Consider the following 18,140-nt stretch of genomic DNA (forward strand, 5'->3'; position numbering starts at 1 on the left):
AACAATTCGCCACGCTCTTCAATGAACACCATTCATAAGTGTATTTATGCATTCCATGTTAATTCAAAAAACACCCTGTGTAAGAATATAGCACCTTCCTTATTTTATCTCAGACATACGTGCAGCACTGTCATCACGATGTTTGTTGCTAACTATTGCTGTAGAAAATCATCCATGACAATTCAACAAAGCACTATCGTTAACGACGAGCCGCAAGCTTATTGGAGTGGCGTTTTTGCCATGACCGTTTGCGTTTTTACTCTGGTTGCCTCTGAATTTATGCCCGTGAGTTTGCTTACACCTATCGCCGATGCACTTAATGTGACTAACGGCATGGCTGGTCAAGGTATTGCTATTTCCGGTGCGTTCGCAGTAATAACAAGCCTGTTTATTTCATCGGCTGCGTCTAACGTGAATCGCAAAACGCTGCTGTTATTTCTAACGGTGCTTATGGGTCTGTCTGGTGCAGTTGTCGGACTCGCCAATAACTATATTATTTACATGATTGGACGCGCCATGATTGGTATTGTTGTTGGTGATTTCTGGTCTATGTCTGCTGCCATTGCCATGCGACTGGTACCAGAAGATCAAGTTTCCAAGGCGTTAGCGATATTTAATAGTGGTAACGCATTGGCCATTGTTATTGCTGCGCCTTTAGGCGCCTACCTGGGGGCACTGATTGGTTGGCGTGGCGCATTCCTTAGCCTTATACCGGTTTCGATAGTCACCTTTGTATGGCAGTGGCTCAGCTTGCCCTCAATGCCGCCAGTATCTAAAGATCATGGAAGTGCTGGAATTTTTGCCGTATTCGCACTGTTGAAAAGAAAATTGGTTGTCATCGGCATGCTTGCTGTGGGCTTATTCTTTCTTGGACAGTTTAGTCTATACACCTATATTCGCCCGTTTCTGGAAAATGTTACCCAGGTAGATGTAGGCACGCTGTCCCTTATTCTGATGGTAATAGGCGTGACGGGTTTTATTGGTACATCATTGATTAATTTTCCGTTAAAGCATGCCTTCTACCCTACCCTGATTTCTATTCCTCTCATGCTTGCGGCTATCGCGGTTAGTTTAACTGTATTTGGTCATTCTATGTAGATTGTCGTATTTCTACTCGGACTGTGGGGCTTTATCGCCACAGCTGCACCTGTTGGTTGGTGGGCGTGGATACCACAAAACTTCCCTGACGATGCCGAAGCCGGTGGTGGTTTGATGGTAGCCGTCGTGCAGCTGTGCATTGGGCTTGGCTCTACACTAGGTGGCGTGTTGTATGATTTTGAGGGTTACGTCACAACCTATATTTTCAGTGCAACGGTTCTATTGGTTGCGGCATCATTTACTTGGTGGACGGCGCGGCTTTCAAGATAATATTGTGAACTGATGCCATATTTCTTTGAACGGAGGAAACGGCGATTCCTAGCAGATTGGTGCGTTTAGTTATCGAATTAACTCGATACCAATCCTCGTCGCCGTTTCATCTTTGCTCACAACGTCATTAACTTAGAGAGTATCTTTAAAGAAGGCGTCCAATTTACTCACAGCATCATCGACGTATTCTGTCTTCCAGTATGTGTCTATGTGAGTGGCACCTTTTAGCAAATACAGATCTTTATCTTTTGCATTCACTGCAAGTTTAAAGGCGTTCTCACTCATATAAAGAGAGTCTGCTTCACTGCCTGCGATCATTAATAATGGCTGATTAATTAAATCGATATGATCTGTCGCATCCCAGCGCATTAACTCAAGCAGGCTTGATTTGGTGTATTTGCTTTGTGAATTTGGGTGCTTGTGGGTAAAACCATAGTATTCAAGTCCTTCCCGGTAAAGTTCAAAAGGTAACTTAGCGATTTCTTCTCTCGTAAGGCTCTGTCCACCCACGTACTCTACGGTTCCGTCTTCAATTTCATGCTTTTTAGCTTCAGAAGTGTCAGCTAAACGGCTTTGGATGGTGTCGATTTGGGAATCAATGTAGCCATTGCGGCGTACCCGGCCTGAGTTAAACATTGATAACGTTGCAACAGACTGAAAACGTTTATCCGTTTGTGCTGCGGCCAGTGAATAGCCACCACCGCCACAAATACCTAGTACACCTATTTTGCCAGTATCAACACCGTTGAAAGCACTGATAAAATCGGCCATACCGTGAATATCACTTATTCGGTTTGCGGGTACGTCTATATAACGAGGTTCACCACCGGAGGCCCCTTGATACGCCGCATCAGCGGCGATGGTAATGAAACCCTGCTTCGCCAATCGCTGTGCGTATAGCCCTGCTACCTGTTCCTTTACACCACCATTTGGATGAGCAACTACCACGGTTGGGTAGCGCTTTTTTACGTCAAACCCCGGCGGCGTGTAAACATTCGCTGCGATTTTAATCCCATGCAAATCATAAGTTACCGGGTGTATGTTGACTTCATTAGGCAAGTTTTCCGTTATGGCGCCTTTGTAGACTAGCGTATACGGGTTGTCGTCTGCAGATGCGGAAAAGGCTGTCTGAGAAAAGGCAAGCGTTGAACTGAATAGTAAAGCAGAGAGGTGTTTGATCAGCAAAGTGAGGTTCCTTATCAACGTTAAAAACCTATTATTGCTGGTATGAGCCGTCGTGTTAGTGACGAAAAGCTGACAGATTTGTCAGCTTTCATCCACGCGCTAAATTTTCTGCTTTCTAGGACTGGTGTTATTCTACCGTCTTTTCAATTACGTCGAGTCGTTCAGTCGTAGAGTCAGGAAGTGAACTTGTGCGACCATCTTTATTAACCTTTAAAAGCAGTGGAGATTTATTCGAAAACCGGGACCATTCTGGTAAAGCTTCGCCATTTGGACTACCAGATTTGGCAAAGTTGACCCAATACGCATTCAGCATACCGGATACTTTCTTATCGGCCTCAGTAATAAGTAAGTTACCGCGACGAGCATCGAGATTATTGAATACGTAAGGAATTTCTGACGCATGTGGCGCGCCATAGCGAAGACTATTAGTGAGTGCTTCGGGAACATAGCCAAAACGATAAACGTAGACAGGCAAATCGTGCTCAGCAAAAATCCTCGCCGTAAAACGCACAGGCTCTGCCCACACTTTGTCAGTGTTCACATAAGTCAGCACTTCATCCAGTTCTCGATCACCTTCATAGTCGTAAGCGTTTGCTGCGTCTAACGCGAACTCACCGAAGGTTGACCAAAGCGCTTGTTTCGAAGACGCATTAACAAACCCTGCTGGTACTTCTGCTGTGTTAGATCCGATCATCAATGGTACTTTGTTGAACGTATTTTGTTTATAGGCGGTTTCAGCTGTACGTTGAACTAATTTACCGTCTTTAATAGGGCCGGAATAAATCGGCTTACCAGTTTCAGGATCGCTTTCTACACCACCTGCCACGATTGCCTCAAAAGGTAATGCCATGAGTTGTGCCAGGGTTTTTTCATCCGTCCCTTTTATGCCAGCAAATTCGGCAAAGTTAATGCCTATTTGTTCGGCTGACTCAGGATAATGAGGATCTGCGTCGCTTTCTGATAACGGACGGGCTGTTAACACTCCGTCTCGGCCGCCACCCGATTGCACTATGGCCTTATGAAACAAGCCTTCGGCGTCTGCGATACTTAAAAGAGAATGCACAGATACGCCACCAGCAGATTCACCAAAAATGGTTATATTGTTTTGATCACCACCGAATGATTCAATATTAGCGTTAAGCCATCTAAGCGCTTCCACTTGATCCATATAAGCATAGCTACCTTTGCTTTCATTACTATGCATTTTAGTTAGCGCCGGAAAAGCGAAATGCCCAAGGCGTCCTAGCCGGTAATTGATGGTGACAAGAATAACCCCGCTTTCGGCAAAGCTGTTACCAACACTTTCAGCAACTGAGCCCGAACCGAAAACAAAAGCCCCACCGTGGATCCATACCATAACCGGTAATTTGGCTTTCGTTTCCGCCTCATGAGGGCGCCATATATTGAGATACAGGCAATCTTCCGACATCCCTTCTTCCCAGCTTTCAGGATCGCCAAATCGTGCCTGGGGGCAAATATTTGAAAAGGCATCGGCGATGCGTGCTCCATCCGACTCCCACGATTTTACTGGCACGGTTTCCCGCCATCTAAGCTCACCTACCGGAGGTTCGGCATAGGGAAGCCCTTTAAATACATCCACATCGCCTTGTTGTATCCCTACAACAGTACCTAATGGCGTTTTTACTTTTACGTTTGTTGCTGAAAAAGCACTACCCGCGCACAAAAGTGCGAGTGATAGTGTCAGTAATGACACCGCTTTCATTTTTATTTTTCCGTTTAAATTTAGTGCGTTTTAAGCGCAATGTTGCTGTGAGTTATTTGGTCAATCAGTAGTGCTTAATCAAAACCCTGCCAGCTCACTGTTGAACCTGCTTCCGGGGTAGATATTGCTACGTGGGCCATTGCCGAATCATCAGTAGCGCCATGCCAGTGCAAGGTGTCAGGTGGAATAGTCACTACACTGCCTTCTTCCATAAGCAACTTTTCTTCACCTTTCTGCTGAACATAGCCTTTGCCGGAAATGACGATCAGTGTCTGACCATTAGGGTGAGTATGCCATGCCGTTTTCACCCCTTTTTCAAAGCTCACGATGCCACCACGATAATGAGACGACGCAGGCGCCTTAAACGTAGAGCTTACAATGGCTTTGCCTGAGAATTTATCTGCTGAACCGGTAATGGTTGATTTGCCTGAATCGACAGTAACCTTGGTAGGTTGTTCACTTGCATCGATATCAGATATTGTCGTAAGAATGTTAAACGCACGGCTGGCGGCTGCTACGTCGACGTTATTCGCCAGCACCTGTGTAAATGCCAGAAGCTGCTTTGCGCTATAGCCCACGCGCATGGAAATATTCATATGGCCGGTAAGTTGAGCATCGGTACCGGTTAAAGCTGCCAGCATGCTAATGGTGACAAGTTCACGGTCTGCTGTTGAAAGTACATCCCGATAAAAGATATCTGCAAACAGGTGCTCTACCAGAAACACATCGATGGTAGGGACAAAAGCCGCATAACCGGTTGTGCGATTGGAAATATCCCGTCCCACTAAGCCATTTCGAACTTCATGGCCAAAGGCGTTTCTGTCGAAGTTTTCAGGAACAGGCGTCGCGCTTTTCCCAAGTTTATCGTTGATTCCGTCGCTTTTTCTGTTATCTACAACACGATTAAATGCATTAATGCCATTCAGTGCGCGCGGAAAACCAACATAGGCGTAAGCGTGAATGAATATCTCTTTTATTTCATTCACCGTGAGTCCGGCATCAAGGCCATCTGCGAGCGCTGTATTTAACGCAGCGATATCGCCAGATGCAGTATTCGCTGCAATCGGAATGATCGCCTGTTGCCGTGCACTTAATGTATCTGTGTCATCAGCGAAAACGGTTGCAGACAGTAAACCGAAAATGAGTACCGGTATTCCTGCTTTTCTGATTAGATATTTGAACATTAGAAATTCTCCCAAATTAGTGACTTGTTTAACGAATATTCAGTGATTTACTGTCTAGCCACGTAGACATGCGTTCGGCGATTTCACGGTTATTCAAATCGGAGAACGGAAAATGGGTGTTCCCATAAATGCCCACGGACGGCAGGTGAATAACCGTGGCATCACCACCGTATTTATTCACCACATCTGCCCATTCATAGGCCATTTCCAGCCGCACCCGCCATCCGTCTTGACCGGGATTGTCGTCAGGTTGCTCAGGAATATTGTCACCGTAGTAAATCACGATGGGTATTTCGGTAAGACGCTTAAACTGCCCCATGGGCACTTCTACCGCCACTAACGGGCCTGCAGAACTCGGTTTTGGTGCTGGTGCTTCACCGGTCGGAAAGATAAAGCCACTTCCCGGTTCATAAGAAACGATCGCTTCAATTTTTTCGCTTTGCAAGGCGGCTTGCCATCCCATGCCACCACTGTGTGAATGAGTGACCAATACGGCATCGCCAATCTCTTCAAACAAAGCCTCTACGGCGTCGACATTCACATTGATATCGATAGGGCCTATATTCGGTGTCATTTGTCGGAAATATTGATTCAGGGAAGCGCGATCTGACGGGAATTGCACATCGGGAAAATAGTCAGGCCATTTTCCTACACGAAAAATGTTGAACCAGTTTTGCTCGTCGGTAAGCGGGACATATTCGCCTGCTACAGTGCCTTTACCTGCGTTTCCTCTGCGCGGTTGGTCAATCAAGTAAACGCTATAACCTTTTCTCAAAAACAGATTTTGAAATCCTTCTCTGCCATCAGGCGTGGTTCCCCATGTTTTTGAAAATTGACCTATTCCGTGCCACATCACCAAAGGGTATTTTCTTGCATTAACAGGTTTTTGATAAAAAACATAGGCATGATCACCATGGAGCGTTTGTCCTTCCGGCCCGCGAGCCTGTGGGTCATAAGTACCATCAGTGGTGATAACTGACCCGCCAACAGCGAAACTACCCTGCTCTTTCAACGACATGGTTTCAGACTTTTCACTCGAAGCACAGGCACACAGGGTCAGCACGCCTGAGATGAATAATCCTTTTGCAACCTTTAAATTATCAGCTTTCAATCAACCTCTCCGTTTTAGTTCATCGCACGAAATTTACCCACCGACCTTTTTTCAAAGAAGCGTTGGTGGGCAAGAAACAACAATGTGAACAGTATGTGTAATCGACTTGTCTTCATGATGTCCGCAAGCTGACATTTTTGTCAGTTTTCAGGCAGGAATAAAATCGGCTGAAATTCGAAAAATAAGCGTAATCCAATGAATTATATGTAAAATATAAAAAATGGATTTTCAAGCCCAGTGCAATTACAGTGTCGGTTATAAAACAGCATTAGCCGCTGATAAAACTGCCTATCGCCCCTTATAATCATTTATGAAGATACTCATTGTAGAAGACGAACAGAAAACGCTCAGATACCTCACGAAAGCCCTGGAAGAAAACGGCTTTGTTATTGATGGTGTCGATGATGGCATCGACGGCCTTCATATGGCGTTAGAACAAGATTACGAAGCAATTATTCTTGACGTTATGTTGCCGGGCATTGATGGCTATCAGGTTTTAGAGCGGTTAAGAAAGAAAAAGCAGACGCCGGTGTTAATGCTTTCGGCCAGGGGAAACGTGGAAGAGCGGGTAAAAGGGCTTCAAAAAGGCGCTGATGATTACCTGCCTAAGCCATTCAGCCTGGTTGAGTTAATTGCCCGGATTCAAGCATTGGTAAGGCGACGCCACAACGATACCCGTGATATCAGTGAATTGAACATTGACGATCTCAATATTAATCTGCTGTCCCGAAAAGTATTCAGAAGTCATCACCGAATAGAACTCACGGCGAAAGAATATAGCCTGCTAAGCTTGCTTGCTCGTCACGAGGGCGAGATATTGTCTAAATTGATGATTGCAGAGCAGGTTTGGGATATGAATTTTGACAGCGATGCAAATGTAGTTGAAGTCGCCGTGAAACGGCTTCGCGCGAAGATAGATACCCCATTTGCGACTAAATTGCTGCATACGGTGAGAGGGATGGGCTATGTACTTGAAGAGCGAGGCAACCAAAATGTTTAAGTGGTGGAAAAGCAATCATTACTCTATCTCTGCCCGTCAGGCCGTCATTTTTGCTTCCGCCGCCATATTGATTGTCTCCATGTATGCGCTCACGCTGCGATACACCCTTCACGATGCTATCCGAACCCAAATGCATCAGGAACTGACGTTCAGAGAAAAACTCGTGTTACCGACCATTATGGACTATGCAGATGAGGGCCGATGGGATGCTTTAAACTATGAGCTCGAGCGGATATCCGCCATTGAAGGTCACCGTGTTCAATATTGGGTTAAACCCACTATGCAGACATTTAGTGAAGCACCTGAACTGCCAAACAATGTCGTTTGGGAAAATCTGCCCATAGGATATTCAAAAGTTTCAGTAAGCGAAGATATTTGCTCACTGTATTTGTTGAACACCGAACTTACCCTGTCATCGGGCAACACCAAATTAGAACTTCTGGTCGCGATTGATTCAACCCCTTATATGGGAACGTTTGATTCGTTCAATCAGAAAATGTTCTTCCTTACTTTGTTCGGTGCATGTTTAGTCGCATTACTGGGCTATGTTATATCGAGGGCAGGCATGAAACCTGTCAATGCATTGAGCATTCAGTCGGGTAAGATAGAACCCGGTGTGAATGGTCAGCGTTTAGACACGAAGGTGCTACCTCTTGAGCTACAACCCCTTGGCGCGAGTTTTAACGGTGTACTTGAGCGTCAGGAAGTGGCCTGGCAGCAACTTGAGAGCTTTAATGCAAACGTGGCACATGAGCTTAAAACACCGCTTACCAACCTGATTGGGCAAACACAGTTGGCTATCTCCAAAAGAAGAAGTCGGGAAGATCTGGAAGAACTGCTTTACTCAAACCTTGAAGAATTAGACAGATTAACCCGCATAGTCAATGACATGTTGTTCTTATCCCGTTCTCAGTCTGGGCAAACTCCGCTTCTGAAAGAGCCTGTTGACCTTACTGTCGAAGCAAACAAAATCATTGAATATTTAGAGCCGAATTTTACCGCGGATGCATTGCGCGTGAATTGCACAGGAAGTGGAAAGGCACAGGTTGACAGGGGCCTTTTCCATCGCGCCCTTGGTAACCTTTTAGAGAATGCGATTCAATATGCTGAGCCTGACTCAACAATCTTAATTCACATAGAAGTCAATGCCGGCCAGGCGTCTATTTCCGTTACAAATACCGGCGAAACAATTGATGACACGGTAAAAGCCAGTTTATTTGATCGCTTTTTTCGCGCAGATCCCAGTCGCAACGGTAGCTCAGCAAGGCATGGATTAGGCTTATCTATCGTAAAAGCGATAGCGACTTTACACGGCGGAAATGCTTTCGTGTCTTCGACTAAACAGCAGAACACCTTTGGTTTTTCCATAAATTGTTGATGTTTTCTATGTGTTAAATGAAAAGAAAGTGTTTTCTGACAAATCTGACAGCTGAATGACAGTTAAGCTTCAGATCACTTTGCAACAATACCCGTAATGAATATCGGGAGTGTTGTAATGAAAAAATACCTCTGTTTTGCCGCCCTTTTTGCACCCGCTTTCACATACGCTGAGACCGTGATGGCTGACCCCGCTGCAATTAAAGACGGAGCAATGCGTTATCAAAGTTACTGTGCTGCTTGCCACGGCGATGCGGCAGAAGGTGCAATCAATGCGGGACGGGAGATATCCATCATCACGGACAGCGGCGGGAATCAGCCACCTGATTTAACCGATGATGCATCGCTTTATGGCACAAGTCCTGATGATATTTTAGCGATAATCGAAAATGGTGTTCCCGGAACCATGATGCCAGCATGGAAAGGACGCATCACCGATGTTGAAATGAAAAATATCGTGGCATATATCCATTCGCGAATGGGTGGGATGGCACAATCTTCTATCGAAAAATTGCTGGATACTGGCAGTCAGCCGCGTAACCCAGAGCAAAGCCCCTATACACTCGTACTGTCAGATTATATCAGCATGCCAGTCACTGGCGATTTGAACAGTGAAAGTAATACCCTCTCACAGATTTCCCGGATGAATTTTATTCGACAGGAACCTGAAACAGAGCGTTGGTTTGTTCCTGATTTAAACGGACCGCTTTACATTTTCGATGACAAACAGGCAGCCCCCGTAGAATACCTCAACTTAAAGAGCATCTTTCCTGCCTTTCATGACAGCTTTGGCTTTGCCAGTGGTCTGGTGAATATACAATTTGATCCGGATTACAGTAAAAATGGTCGCTTCTACACTATTCATCTTGAAGTGAAGAAAAACGATGTTCCGCTTCAACCAGTACAAGGCCCTTTTAAAAGCCTTGATTTAAGCAATTATAAAGTAACGAAAACCATAGAAACGCCCTCTTTTGGCAATGAAAATGGTTTTTATGGTGTATTGGTAGAATGGCAGGACAGCGATCCTAAGAATGATGTATTCGAAGGAACGGCCAGAGAGCTATTGAGAATGGATATGAACCGACATATTCATCCAATGGGGGCGCTCTCGTTTAATCCCTACGCGGGACCAGGTGATGAAGACTGGGGAACCTTGTATGTTGGGATAGGAGAAACTGGCTCTGGCGGTATGCAGGACGCACGCAAACTTAATGCGCAGCGTTTGAACAATGTTGCCGGCACAATTTTGCGGATTATTCCGGACCTTAAAAAGCGAACTAGTGATTCCAGCCTGAGTGAAAATGGACAGTACCGAATTCCCCATGATAATCCGTTTGTAAAGCTAAAAGGCGCACGGCCTGAAATCTGGGCCTATGGATTACGCAATCCGCACCGGTTGATTTGGTTCAAAGACAACCAGAATACCCCGCAACTTATGGCCTTTAATATTGGTCAGGTTAATTGGGAAATGATCAACATTATCGGTAAAGGTAAGAATTACGGTTACCCGATTTACGAAGGGACGCAACTGATGATGCCCGGTTCAGTGGAACGGGATGACGATTCAGTAAAAATGCCCGTCATGATAAGCGGTGTGCTGCCGGAACGATATATCGAGCCATCCTACCCCGCACTGCAATACCCTCATATGGCGGCAATTGGTGGCGATGCTATTTCGGGTGGCTACATATACTCAGGCACTAAACATCCTGAACTTAAAGACAAGCTAATATTCGGTGACATGACCACCGGTAACATCTGGTACAGTGACATAGCATCTCTGGTTGACGCAAATGATGATAATCCCGAACATCTTGCGGCTAAATTTGCCTTTACGACTACACTCAGAGAACAAGTTGAATCGACCTATAAAAAACGCGGTGGTACCCAGTTACCCTTACCTAGCAGAGGTGTCATCGCAGGCCCCGGTCGCATCGATCTTAGATTCGGCCAGGATCGTTCTGGCGAAATATTTATAATGACAAAAAGTGATGGCATGATCCGTAAGATAGAAGATGTTGTGGATCGCGAATTTAAAAATTAAAAAATCAAAAGGCACAATATGAAAAAATTAAGCTTCGCCCTGTTTGCTTTAGCGCCACTGTCTGTTTTCGCTGCAAACTCAGATTACAACGTTTCATCGTATTACACCTCAGGAATGAAGGCACCCAATACACATTATATTGGCGAAGCCTGGTTGAACGCTGTCATTCACGACGATAACGATCTGGGCTACAACATTACTAAAGCCACATTCAAAGCTAATTCTACGCTAGACTGGCACAAACATTCGTCGGCACAGGTTTTGATTATTGTCGATGGCCAGGGCTATTATCAGGAAAGAGGGAAAGATGCGGTTATTCTTAAAGAGGGTGACATAATTAAGTGCCCGGAGGATACGGAACACTGGCACTCATCAACCAAGGACAGTGACGTTACCTACCTGGCACTGTACGGTGCAGAGAATCCCACTACCTGGACCGAAGTACTCACACAGGAATATTATGACTCGGTAGCTGATAAGCTTAAAAATCACTGATTTCTGATTTACTTACCAAGCAGGACCACGTTGTTCAGGTGATGGCCCTGCTTATGCAAGCTACTTGTGTAAGATACCTCTGTGAAAAGTATCGCTGCCGGTGGCAAAAATGCGAAATGAACTAACAACCACCGTCTCAGTTCCTACAAACTTTTTTGCAAATTGAGCATGATTTAGTATCTGTCGCCTACTACCTCAATGTCTGCCATTGCATCCTCGATTTGTGATAAGTCCGTTGCAGAAAGCGTGATGTCGGCAGCCGCCATATTTTCATTTAACCGGGATAGCGAACGGCAACCCGGGATTGGCACAATGTAAGGTTTCTGCGCTAATAACCAGGCTAGCGCAATTTGAGCTGGTGTCGCGTCGTGTTGTTTACCAATGTCGACCAGCAGGTCCACGACGGCCTGATTTGCATCTATTGCTCGCGCAGTGAAACGGGGATTATTACTGCGAAGGTCGCTCGCATCATAAGTGGTATTTTTTGTGATTGTTCCCGTTAAGAAACCCCGACCTAACGGGCTATAGGGCACAATGCCAATACCCAATTCTTCGCAAGTTGGTAAAATTTCAGCTTCGATATCACGCCACCAGATGGAATACTCGCTTTGCAAGGCAGTCACGTTCTGTACATTGTGAGCCCGACGTATTGTCTCAGCATTTGCCTCTGATAAGCCAAAGTGTTTTACCTTACCTTCCTTGATTAAATCCTGCACCGCCCCGGCAACATCCTCAATGGGCACATTTGGATCAACTCTGTGCTGGTAAAAGAGATCGATGGCTTCTACATTTAATCTTTTGAGCGAGGCTTCCGCTACCCGTTTAATTTGCTCTGGCCGGCTATCAAACCCGTGTGAAGGTAAAGGCCCAAAACCATCCTGATGTTTAAAGCCAAACTTGGTGGCAATGACCAGGTTGTCTTTGTTAACGTCAGCAAAGGCTTCTCCGAGTAAAGTTTCATTAGTAAACGGACCATATACCTCAGCAGTATCAAAAAATGTCACACCTGCATCAACAGCTTGATGCAGTAACTTCATCATTTCGCTTTTATCTGCGGGTTTGTCTGCGAAGCTCATTCGCATACAACCAAGACCCATAGCGGTTACTTCCAGGCCACTTTTACCCAAAATTCGTTTTTTCAAAGTCGATGTCTCATTGGTTGAATTGAGTGTACAGCATATCGATAATCAATTTATTGGATAATCAGATAAACGAACTTACGGTTAGCAATTTTTCTAATGAAACGCACTGTATTTTTTATGGTCGGCCTGAGGTTTTACCAACACAGTATAGAACGTCAACTATTTTGACCGGTCCGTTCAAGTTAATTGTCGCTCTATAAACACAGATGGGTAACTCGCACCGGATGTGCAGCAGGCTATCGACATCAGTATCAACAACGGCACTGCAATGAACAAATAGCTCTGGACGACGACTTGAAAAACATGCTTTCTTTTCATTGTTAAACTCCAAGATAAAAGACCGGCGAAAAGCCGGTCTGATAATATGTAGCAAAAAAGCGCAGATGTTATTGCCGGTAAGAATCCAGCAACGCTATAGCCCTTCACACGTCAAGTTTACGGGATGTGAGCCATTCAACCATGGCGGGATCCCGGTGGGAGAAGAACGCACTGGTCGCCGTATCTAATGCCGTGATCATTGTCATGTCTTCGTCAGATAAGGCAAAATCAAATACTGCCATGTTTTCTTTCATTCGCTCCACACTCACCGTTTTCGCCAATGCCACAATTTGACGTTGAACCAGCCAGCGAAGTATCACCTGCCCGATGGATTTGTCGTACTCATCGGCTATTTGCTGAAGCACAGGGTGATGGAAAAGGTTGTTTCGTCCTTCTGCGAAAGGGGCCCAGGCTTCTACCTGGATACTGCGAGATGAAAGCCAGGGCGCAGCTTGTAGTTGCTGATTGAAGGGGTTAACTTCAATTTGATTCACTGCCGGTACGATATCATTAAATGCAATGAGGTCTGCCACTCTGTCTGGCGAAAAATTACTGACCCCTATAGCCCGCACTTTGCCATCTGAAACCAGTTTTTCCATGGCGCGCCAGGCTCCGTGTATGTCACCGAAAGGCTGATGAATTAAGTACAAATCAACGTAGTCCATCTGAAGCCGGTTTATCGAACGCTCAAATTGTGCCAGCGCGCCCTCGTAAGATGCACCTTGCAACCAGAGTTTAGTGGTAACGAAGAGGTCTTCCCGATTTACGCCACAGCGTTTAATCGCATTACCAACTTGTTCCTCATTGCCATAAGATGCCGCCGTATCGATGTGTCGATAACCGGTTTCGATGGCCTCGGTAACCACTTTTTCGCATTGGGCTGGGTCGGTAATCTGAAAAACGCCATAACCCAGAATTGGCATTTCTACACCGTTATTCAATCTAACTGTATTCATTAAAGAAGTTCTCTCTGTATTAATGTTCTATTTCATGCGTGTCACGCACTTTGCTGAAGGTGAGCCCAAGAATTTTCCAGTCACCGCCAACCTTGCTGAATACTTCAGTTACCGTAAATTCATTCTCTACATCATTGCCACGAACATGTGCAGTTAGTGTAATGCGACTCCAGACAACACCTGTATCACCCACAACTTCTGTGGCACGGTCGTGAATTGCGGCCTTTTTGTACCAGATAGAACCGCTTTTAATGATTTCCAGCTCACGAGCCGTCTTCCAGGAACCACTCATATGGACAAACTTGGCGTTGGGGTGAAAGAGTTGTTGCAGTGGGGCAATTTCTTTTGCTGCCATCCATTCCCATTTACTGTCTGATAAGGCTTCGAGTTGTTTTGCGGTGTCATCTGCAAATGCTAACTGGGTAAAGCTGTAAGAAACCAAAAAAATAATAAGTGATTTAATTTTCGTCATTTTCTTTCCTCGATTTATGAACGGTTGTGTTCGTTGAACTGGTGAAAATACATAGCTAAACGGCCATCGTTGCAAACGCTTAATGTCAGTTTGGTGACGTAAAGCTGACACAAATGTCAGCTTTACATGTTTTGTCGTAGTAACAATTCAACAGACATCATCCTGCGTTTTAAATCCGCTTGATTCGTTTAGTGAGTCGTTTTAACAAACGACAACTAACGCTTTACTGGCGCCTCAACATCAGAAAAAGCCTGAACAAATGGGGGTAACCTTTCCCCTTCAATGGTTATGGCATTCAGTGCTGTGTTTAATTCAACAATTTCACTTGCAGAAAAATCAATGGTTGAGGCGGCACTGTTCTGAAGCATGTGCTGCAGATTGGTCGTACCCGGAATAGGTACAATCCAGGTTTTTTTGTGCAGTAGCCAAGCAAGGGCAATTTGTGCCGGCACTGCATTTTTTCTTTCCGCCCAGTCATTCAAAAGCTTAACCAGAGCCATATTGTGTTTAATATTCTCCGGGCCGAAGCGTGATTCCATTGATCTGAAATCGCCCTCTGCAAAGCGAGTTTGCTCGTCAATCCATCCTGTAAGGAACTGCACACCAAGCGGACTCCAGGGTACAAAGCCAATACCTAGTTCTTCGCACAAGGGTAAAACTGATTTTTCCGGACCTCGCCATAACATGGAATATTCACTCTGCACGGCGGTTACAGGAAGTACTTTGTGTGCGCGTCGTAGCGTATTGACACCCATTTCAGAAAGCCCCCAGTTCAGCACCTTTCCTTCTTTCATCAGGTCTTCCACAGCCCCGGCAACATCCTCAATAGGCACATCAGGATCAACGCGATGTTGATAGAGTAAATCAATCCTGTCAGTCTGCAGACGCTTAAGCATGCCTTCTACAACCGTTTTAATATGCGCAGGTTTACTGTTCAGACCGGGCAACCTTGCCCCCGTTTCCTGATCAATATTCCAACCAAACTTAGTGGCAATTTTGACTTCATTTCTAAAGGACTTAATACCTTTCCCCAGAATACGCTCAACCTCAAAAGGTCCATAAGCTTCAGCAGCATCAAAAAAAGTTACGCCGTTTTCGTACGCCGTATGAATAACTTCATACATTTCTTTTCTATTGGGCACTGAGGTATCGTATTTGCGGCTCATGTTTTGAACCCCAAGGCCAACAGCAGATACTTCAAGGTTGCCAAGTAAACGCCTGGGCATCTGTGAGACTGATGCCATTCTGGCAGGCTGCCCTGCACTACCAGCGTTTGCCGCGTGCATAAATCCTGTTGCCGTAATGCCGGCACCGGCAATAAGAAAACCCCTTCTGTCTAGCATCTTTTAACCTTTTCACGTTTATGTATGAGATGAGTGGATGAACTTTGTTTTTGCGTTAATTCACTAAATACAGACTAAGAGATGTTTGGCGCTTTGGTATATCTCGATTCTGCCTGAAGATAGCCTAATCCTCTGAGCTAAAGAATTTCTGTGAGAACCGTCAGTGAAATTGACGTTATACTGATTTCAACAACATGAAAGAGACCGGATTGATTAATGACGATGAATACTGAGCTAACACAACAGATGGCCCTACTTGCAAAAGGCATTGCAAAGTTAACGCAGCACACCCCATTTGTGGAAACCGCTATTCCGGGACTCACGGTATTTCGAATATCGGAGACGTCAGAGCCGCTCTCAGGATTATATGAACCTAGTGTGTGCCTGATTGCACAGGGCGAAAAAAAGGTTCAACTTAACGATGAAACCTTCTTCTATGATACTGAGCATTATCTGTTTTCTGGTTTACATCTGCCCGTTTTTGCCCAAGTTGTGAGCGCCACAAAAGCTAAACCTTATATTGGGTTAAAACTCACGTTTGATTACCAGGAAATAACCCAGTTGATGCTCGTAAATCAGATCCCTGCACCTCAAACTAAACAATCAAACAGAGGCATGTTAACGGGAAAACTGACCAGTCAGATGATAAGTGCGTTCCAGAGAATGATTGACCTGAATAGTGAAGAAGAAGCGCATATTCCTACGTTAGCCCCCATGATCCGGCGTGAGATTTTTTATCGGTTGCTTGTTGCCGAGCAAGGCGAAACCCTCAGAAATTTGGCTTCACTGGGCACGCCGTCCAATCAGATGACTAAAGCGATTATCTGGTTGAAAGCGAATTTATTTGAAAACATTCGAGTAGAAACTCTCGCGGATTTAGCCAATATGAGTGTCTCGACGTTCCACCATCATTTCCGCAATATCACAGCCATGACACCACTGCAATACATGAAAGCATTGCGACTACAGGAAGCGCGCAGGTTGATGCTAACTGAGCACCTGGATTCAGCCACTGCAGCCTTTAATGTAGGCTATGAAAGCCCGTCTCAGTTCGGCCGTGAATATAAGAGGATGTTCGGTAATTCTCCCATTAAGGATGTTGAGCAACTGCGGGAGAGATTCATAGCGACCTAATATCACTCATTAGGGAAGTGCACAGCAGCCGTCTACATCAATCATTTCAGCACTACTGGTTGTTACTGGGAAATTCAACCTTCATGCAACTCACTTTATGCATAGCGTTTTATTACGTTGGTGCCTACGCCTTTACTACCGTTTCTCCCCGCGTCTACATAAATTCTTTTGAAGTACCGTCGGAATACTATGGGTGGTTGTTTGCTGTGAATATTGTCGGAATTTTTAGCTTGAGTTTCTTAAATCGTAAGCTAATCCAGCGCTTTGCGATGGAAAAACTACTCATGGTTGCCTGTTCCATCGCAGCGCTGTGGCAGTGACCATGCTCACCATTTTGTATTGTATGGATGTCGCTACTAGTGTCGTTTTCTTTCCTGTTATTGATTGGCTTTCCGACGAGCCTGGAATTATCGGTTTCATTAAAGGTACGCTATTCACTATTTTCAGTGTTCCCGGAGAACAGAAGTCACGTAATAGAAAGCTGTTTTGAGTTTCTCAGCGCCAACTTCCCGGCCTCAGTATCGCTGATTAGTGTCGTGTCACTAGTTTGTTATAACAAAGTTGACACTAAAGGAAGGTGGCGTACAATAAAAAATGTTATAACAAAGTACCTACACAAGAGGTAGAACATGCGCACTCAAATACGGAAAATTGGTAATAGTCTGGGCAATATAATCCCTGCCGCTTTCATCAAGCAACTCGGCTTAGCCGAAGGGTCTGACATTGAAGTTAAAGCTGATGGAAATAAAATCATCATAGAACCAATCAAACGTCAGAAAAAGCGCTTTCCGTATAGTGAACGAGAGCTATTGAATGGTTTAGATGCTCATACTTCTCATGCTGACGAGCTGGCGTCGGTATCGGGTAAAGAGTTGGGTGAGTAATGCCTCAATATGTACCTAAACGCAATGAAATTATTTGGCTGGATTTTGAGCCGGTTAAAGGTAAAGAGATCGGAAAGTATCGCCCTGCGTTAGTCCTTTCAAGCAAAGAATACAATCAGCAAACGGGGTTGCTGATTTGCTGCCCGATTAGTACCAGTATTAGGTGGCAAGCGACCGAAGTTCCGGTAAATAACCTCGATGAACCAAGTGTAGTAGCTTCAAGTTTAATCCAAACTCTTTCGTGGAAAGACCGCAGTGCGAAGAAAATTACCACTGCTGAACATGGTGTAATGGAAGATGTTTTGCTACGGCTTGTTCCGTTGATTGGGGCTGAATCGTTATTCGACGAATTATAATGGCTCATCTAACTTCTGCCATTTATCCTGTTTAACCGGTGATGATCG

Annotated in this window: 16 protein-coding genes; 8 read left to right on the forward strand and 8 right to left on the reverse strand. The window is 45.0% G+C overall.

Going from position 1 to position 18,140, the window contains the following annotated elements; all coding sequences use genetic code 11:
• Window positions 1–174: 174 nt before the first annotated feature.
• The gene (locus J3369_RS10470) at window positions 175–1,098 is read left to right on the forward strand and encodes an MFS transporter (RefSeq protein WP_349586496.1); all 924 of its coding nucleotides are present in this window, start codon (window positions 175–177) and stop codon (window positions 1,096–1,098) included.
• Between the two features lie 402 nt (window positions 1,099–1,500).
• Here J3369_RS10470 and J3369_RS10475 read toward each other — a convergent pair whose 3' ends face one another.
• From J3369_RS10475 to J3369_RS10490, 4 genes are all read right to left on the reverse strand, one after another.
• Window positions 1,501–2,553, reverse strand: a complete 1,053-nt coding sequence (locus tag J3369_RS10475) for an alpha/beta hydrolase (protein ID WP_349586499.1) — start codon at window positions 2,551–2,553, stop codon at window positions 1,501–1,503.
• 127 nt (window positions 2,554–2,680) lie between these two features.
• Entirely contained in the window at window positions 2,681–4,276 is a 1,596-nt protein-coding gene (locus J3369_RS10480; protein WP_349586502.1) for a carboxylesterase/lipase family protein, read from the reverse strand.
• 74 nt (window positions 4,277–4,350) lie between these two features.
• A complete protein-coding gene (locus J3369_RS10485) occupies window positions 4,351–5,460 on the reverse strand; it encodes a carboxymuconolactone decarboxylase family protein (protein WP_349586505.1) in 1,110 nt (369 codons plus the stop codon).
• Window positions 5,461–5,488: 28 nt separating this feature from the next.
• The gene (locus tag J3369_RS10490) at window positions 5,489–6,571 is read right to left on the reverse strand and encodes an alpha/beta hydrolase (RefSeq protein WP_349586507.1); all 1,083 of its coding nucleotides are present in this window, start codon (window positions 6,569–6,571) and stop codon (window positions 5,489–5,491) included.
• Window positions 6,572–6,881: 310 nt separating this feature from the next.
• Here J3369_RS10490 and J3369_RS10495 point away from each other — a divergent pair, with 310 nt between their 5' ends.
• From J3369_RS10495 to J3369_RS10510, 4 genes are all read left to right on the forward strand, one after another.
• Window positions 6,882–7,571 (forward strand): heavy metal response regulator transcription factor, encoded by a 690-nt coding sequence (locus J3369_RS10495; protein WP_349586510.1) that lies wholly within the window; start codon window positions 6,882–6,884, stop codon window positions 7,569–7,571.
• On the forward strand, window positions 7,537–8,949 hold the full coding sequence (locus tag J3369_RS10500) for a heavy metal sensor histidine kinase (RefSeq protein WP_349586513.1): 1,413 nt from the start codon (window positions 7,537–7,539) through the stop codon (window positions 8,947–8,949). The genes J3369_RS10495 and J3369_RS10500 overlap by 35 nt, the downstream gene beginning before the upstream one ends.
• Before the next feature lie 117 nt (window positions 8,950–9,066).
• Window positions 9,067–10,992 (forward strand): PQQ-dependent sugar dehydrogenase, encoded by a 1,926-nt coding sequence (locus J3369_RS10505; protein WP_349586516.1) that lies wholly within the window; start codon window positions 9,067–9,069, stop codon window positions 10,990–10,992.
• A gap of 18 nt (window positions 10,993–11,010) precedes the next feature.
• A complete protein-coding gene (locus J3369_RS10510; RefSeq protein WP_349586519.1) occupies window positions 11,011–11,487 on the forward strand; it encodes a cupin domain-containing protein in 477 nt (158 codons plus the stop codon).
• A 173-nt stretch (window positions 11,488–11,660) separates the two neighbouring features.
• Here J3369_RS10510 and J3369_RS10515 read toward each other — a convergent pair whose 3' ends face one another.
• The 4 genes from J3369_RS10515 to J3369_RS10530 all read right to left on the reverse strand — a co-directional run bounded on the left by J3369_RS10515 (window position 11,661) and on the right by J3369_RS10530 (window position 15,718).
• Window positions 11,661–12,629, reverse strand: a complete 969-nt coding sequence (locus tag J3369_RS10515) for an aldo/keto reductase (RefSeq protein ID WP_349586522.1) — start codon at window positions 12,627–12,629, stop codon at window positions 11,661–11,663.
• A gap of 422 nt (window positions 12,630–13,051) precedes the next feature.
• Window positions 13,052–13,903, reverse strand: a complete 852-nt coding sequence (locus tag J3369_RS10520) for an aldo/keto reductase (RefSeq protein WP_349586525.1) — start codon at window positions 13,901–13,903, stop codon at window positions 13,052–13,054.
• A gap of 19 nt (window positions 13,904–13,922) precedes the next feature.
• The gene (locus J3369_RS10525; protein WP_349586528.1) at window positions 13,923–14,375 is read right to left on the reverse strand and encodes a nuclear transport factor 2 family protein; all 453 of its coding nucleotides are present in this window, start codon (window positions 14,373–14,375) and stop codon (window positions 13,923–13,925) included.
• Between the two features lie 215 nt (window positions 14,376–14,590).
• Window positions 14,591–15,718: an aldo/keto reductase gene (locus J3369_RS10530; RefSeq protein WP_349586531.1), complete on the reverse strand. Its 1,128-nt coding sequence runs from the start codon at window positions 15,716–15,718 to the stop codon at window positions 14,591–14,593.
• A gap of 216 nt (window positions 15,719–15,934) precedes the next feature.
• Here J3369_RS10530 and J3369_RS10535 point away from each other — a divergent pair, with 216 nt between their 5' ends.
• The 3 genes from J3369_RS10535 to J3369_RS10545 all read left to right on the forward strand — a co-directional run bounded on the left by J3369_RS10535 (window position 15,935) and on the right by J3369_RS10545 (window position 18,092).
• Window positions 15,935–16,852, forward strand: coding sequence for an AraC family transcriptional regulator (locus J3369_RS10535; protein WP_349586534.1), 918 nt, complete (start codon window positions 15,935–15,937; stop codon window positions 16,850–16,852).
• A gap of 629 nt (window positions 16,853–17,481) precedes the next feature.
• Window positions 17,482–17,736 (forward strand): AbrB/MazE/SpoVT family DNA-binding domain-containing protein, encoded by a 255-nt coding sequence (locus J3369_RS10540; protein WP_349586537.1) that lies wholly within the window; start codon window positions 17,482–17,484, stop codon window positions 17,734–17,736.
• Window positions 17,736–18,092, forward strand: a complete 357-nt coding sequence (locus J3369_RS10545) for a type II toxin-antitoxin system PemK/MazF family toxin (RefSeq protein ID WP_349586539.1) — start codon at window positions 17,736–17,738, stop codon at window positions 18,090–18,092. Before J3369_RS10540 ends, J3369_RS10545 begins: the two co-directional genes overlap by 1 nt.
• The last annotated feature ends 48 nt before the right edge of the window (window positions 18,093–18,140 follow it).

This window comes from Alteromonas sp. NFXS44, from assembly GCF_040148705.1.
Taxonomy (GTDB): Bacteria; Pseudomonadota; Gammaproteobacteria; order Enterobacterales; family Alteromonadaceae; genus Alteromonas.

Bases quoted from the DNA above. Each gene is read 5' to 3' on its own strand.
- J3369_RS10470 (WP_349586496.1), top strand. From the start codon at position 175: ATGACAATTCAACAAAGCACTATCGTTAACGACGAGCCGCAAGCTTAT.
- J3369_RS10480 (WP_349586502.1), bottom strand. From the start codon at position 4,276: ATGAAAGCGGTGTCATTACTGACACTATCACTCGCACTTTTGTGCGCG.
- J3369_RS10485 (WP_349586505.1), bottom strand. From the start codon at position 5,460: ATGTTCAAATATCTAATCAGAAAAGCAGGAATACCGGTACTCATTTTC.
- J3369_RS10495 (WP_349586510.1), top strand. From the start codon at position 6,882: ATGAAGATACTCATTGTAGAAGACGAACAGAAAACGCTCAGATACCTC.
- J3369_RS10500 (WP_349586513.1), top strand. From the start codon at position 7,537: ATGTACTTGAAGAGCGAGGCAACCAAAATGTTTAAGTGGTGGAAAAGC.
- J3369_RS10505 (WP_349586516.1), top strand. From the start codon at position 9,067: ATGAAAAAATACCTCTGTTTTGCCGCCCTTTTTGCACCCGCTTTCACA.
- J3369_RS10510 (WP_349586519.1), top strand. From the start codon at position 11,011: ATGAAAAAATTAAGCTTCGCCCTGTTTGCTTTAGCGCCACTGTCTGTT.
- J3369_RS10520 (WP_349586525.1), bottom strand. From the start codon at position 13,903: ATGAATACAGTTAGATTGAATAACGGTGTAGAAATGCCAATTCTGGGT.
- J3369_RS10525 (WP_349586528.1), bottom strand. From the start codon at position 14,375: ATGACGAAAATTAAATCACTTATTATTTTTTTGGTTTCTTACAGCTTT.
- J3369_RS10530 (WP_349586531.1), bottom strand. From the start codon at position 15,718: ATGCTAGACAGAAGGGGTTTTCTTATTGCCGGTGCCGGCATTACGGCA.
- J3369_RS10535 (WP_349586534.1), top strand. From the start codon at position 15,935: ATGACGATGAATACTGAGCTAACACAACAGATGGCCCTACTTGCAAAA.
- J3369_RS10540 (WP_349586537.1), top strand. From the start codon at position 17,482: ATGCGCACTCAAATACGGAAAATTGGTAATAGTCTGGGCAATATAATC.
- J3369_RS10545 (WP_349586539.1), top strand. From the start codon at position 17,736: ATGCCTCAATATGTACCTAAACGCAATGAAATTATTTGGCTGGATTTT.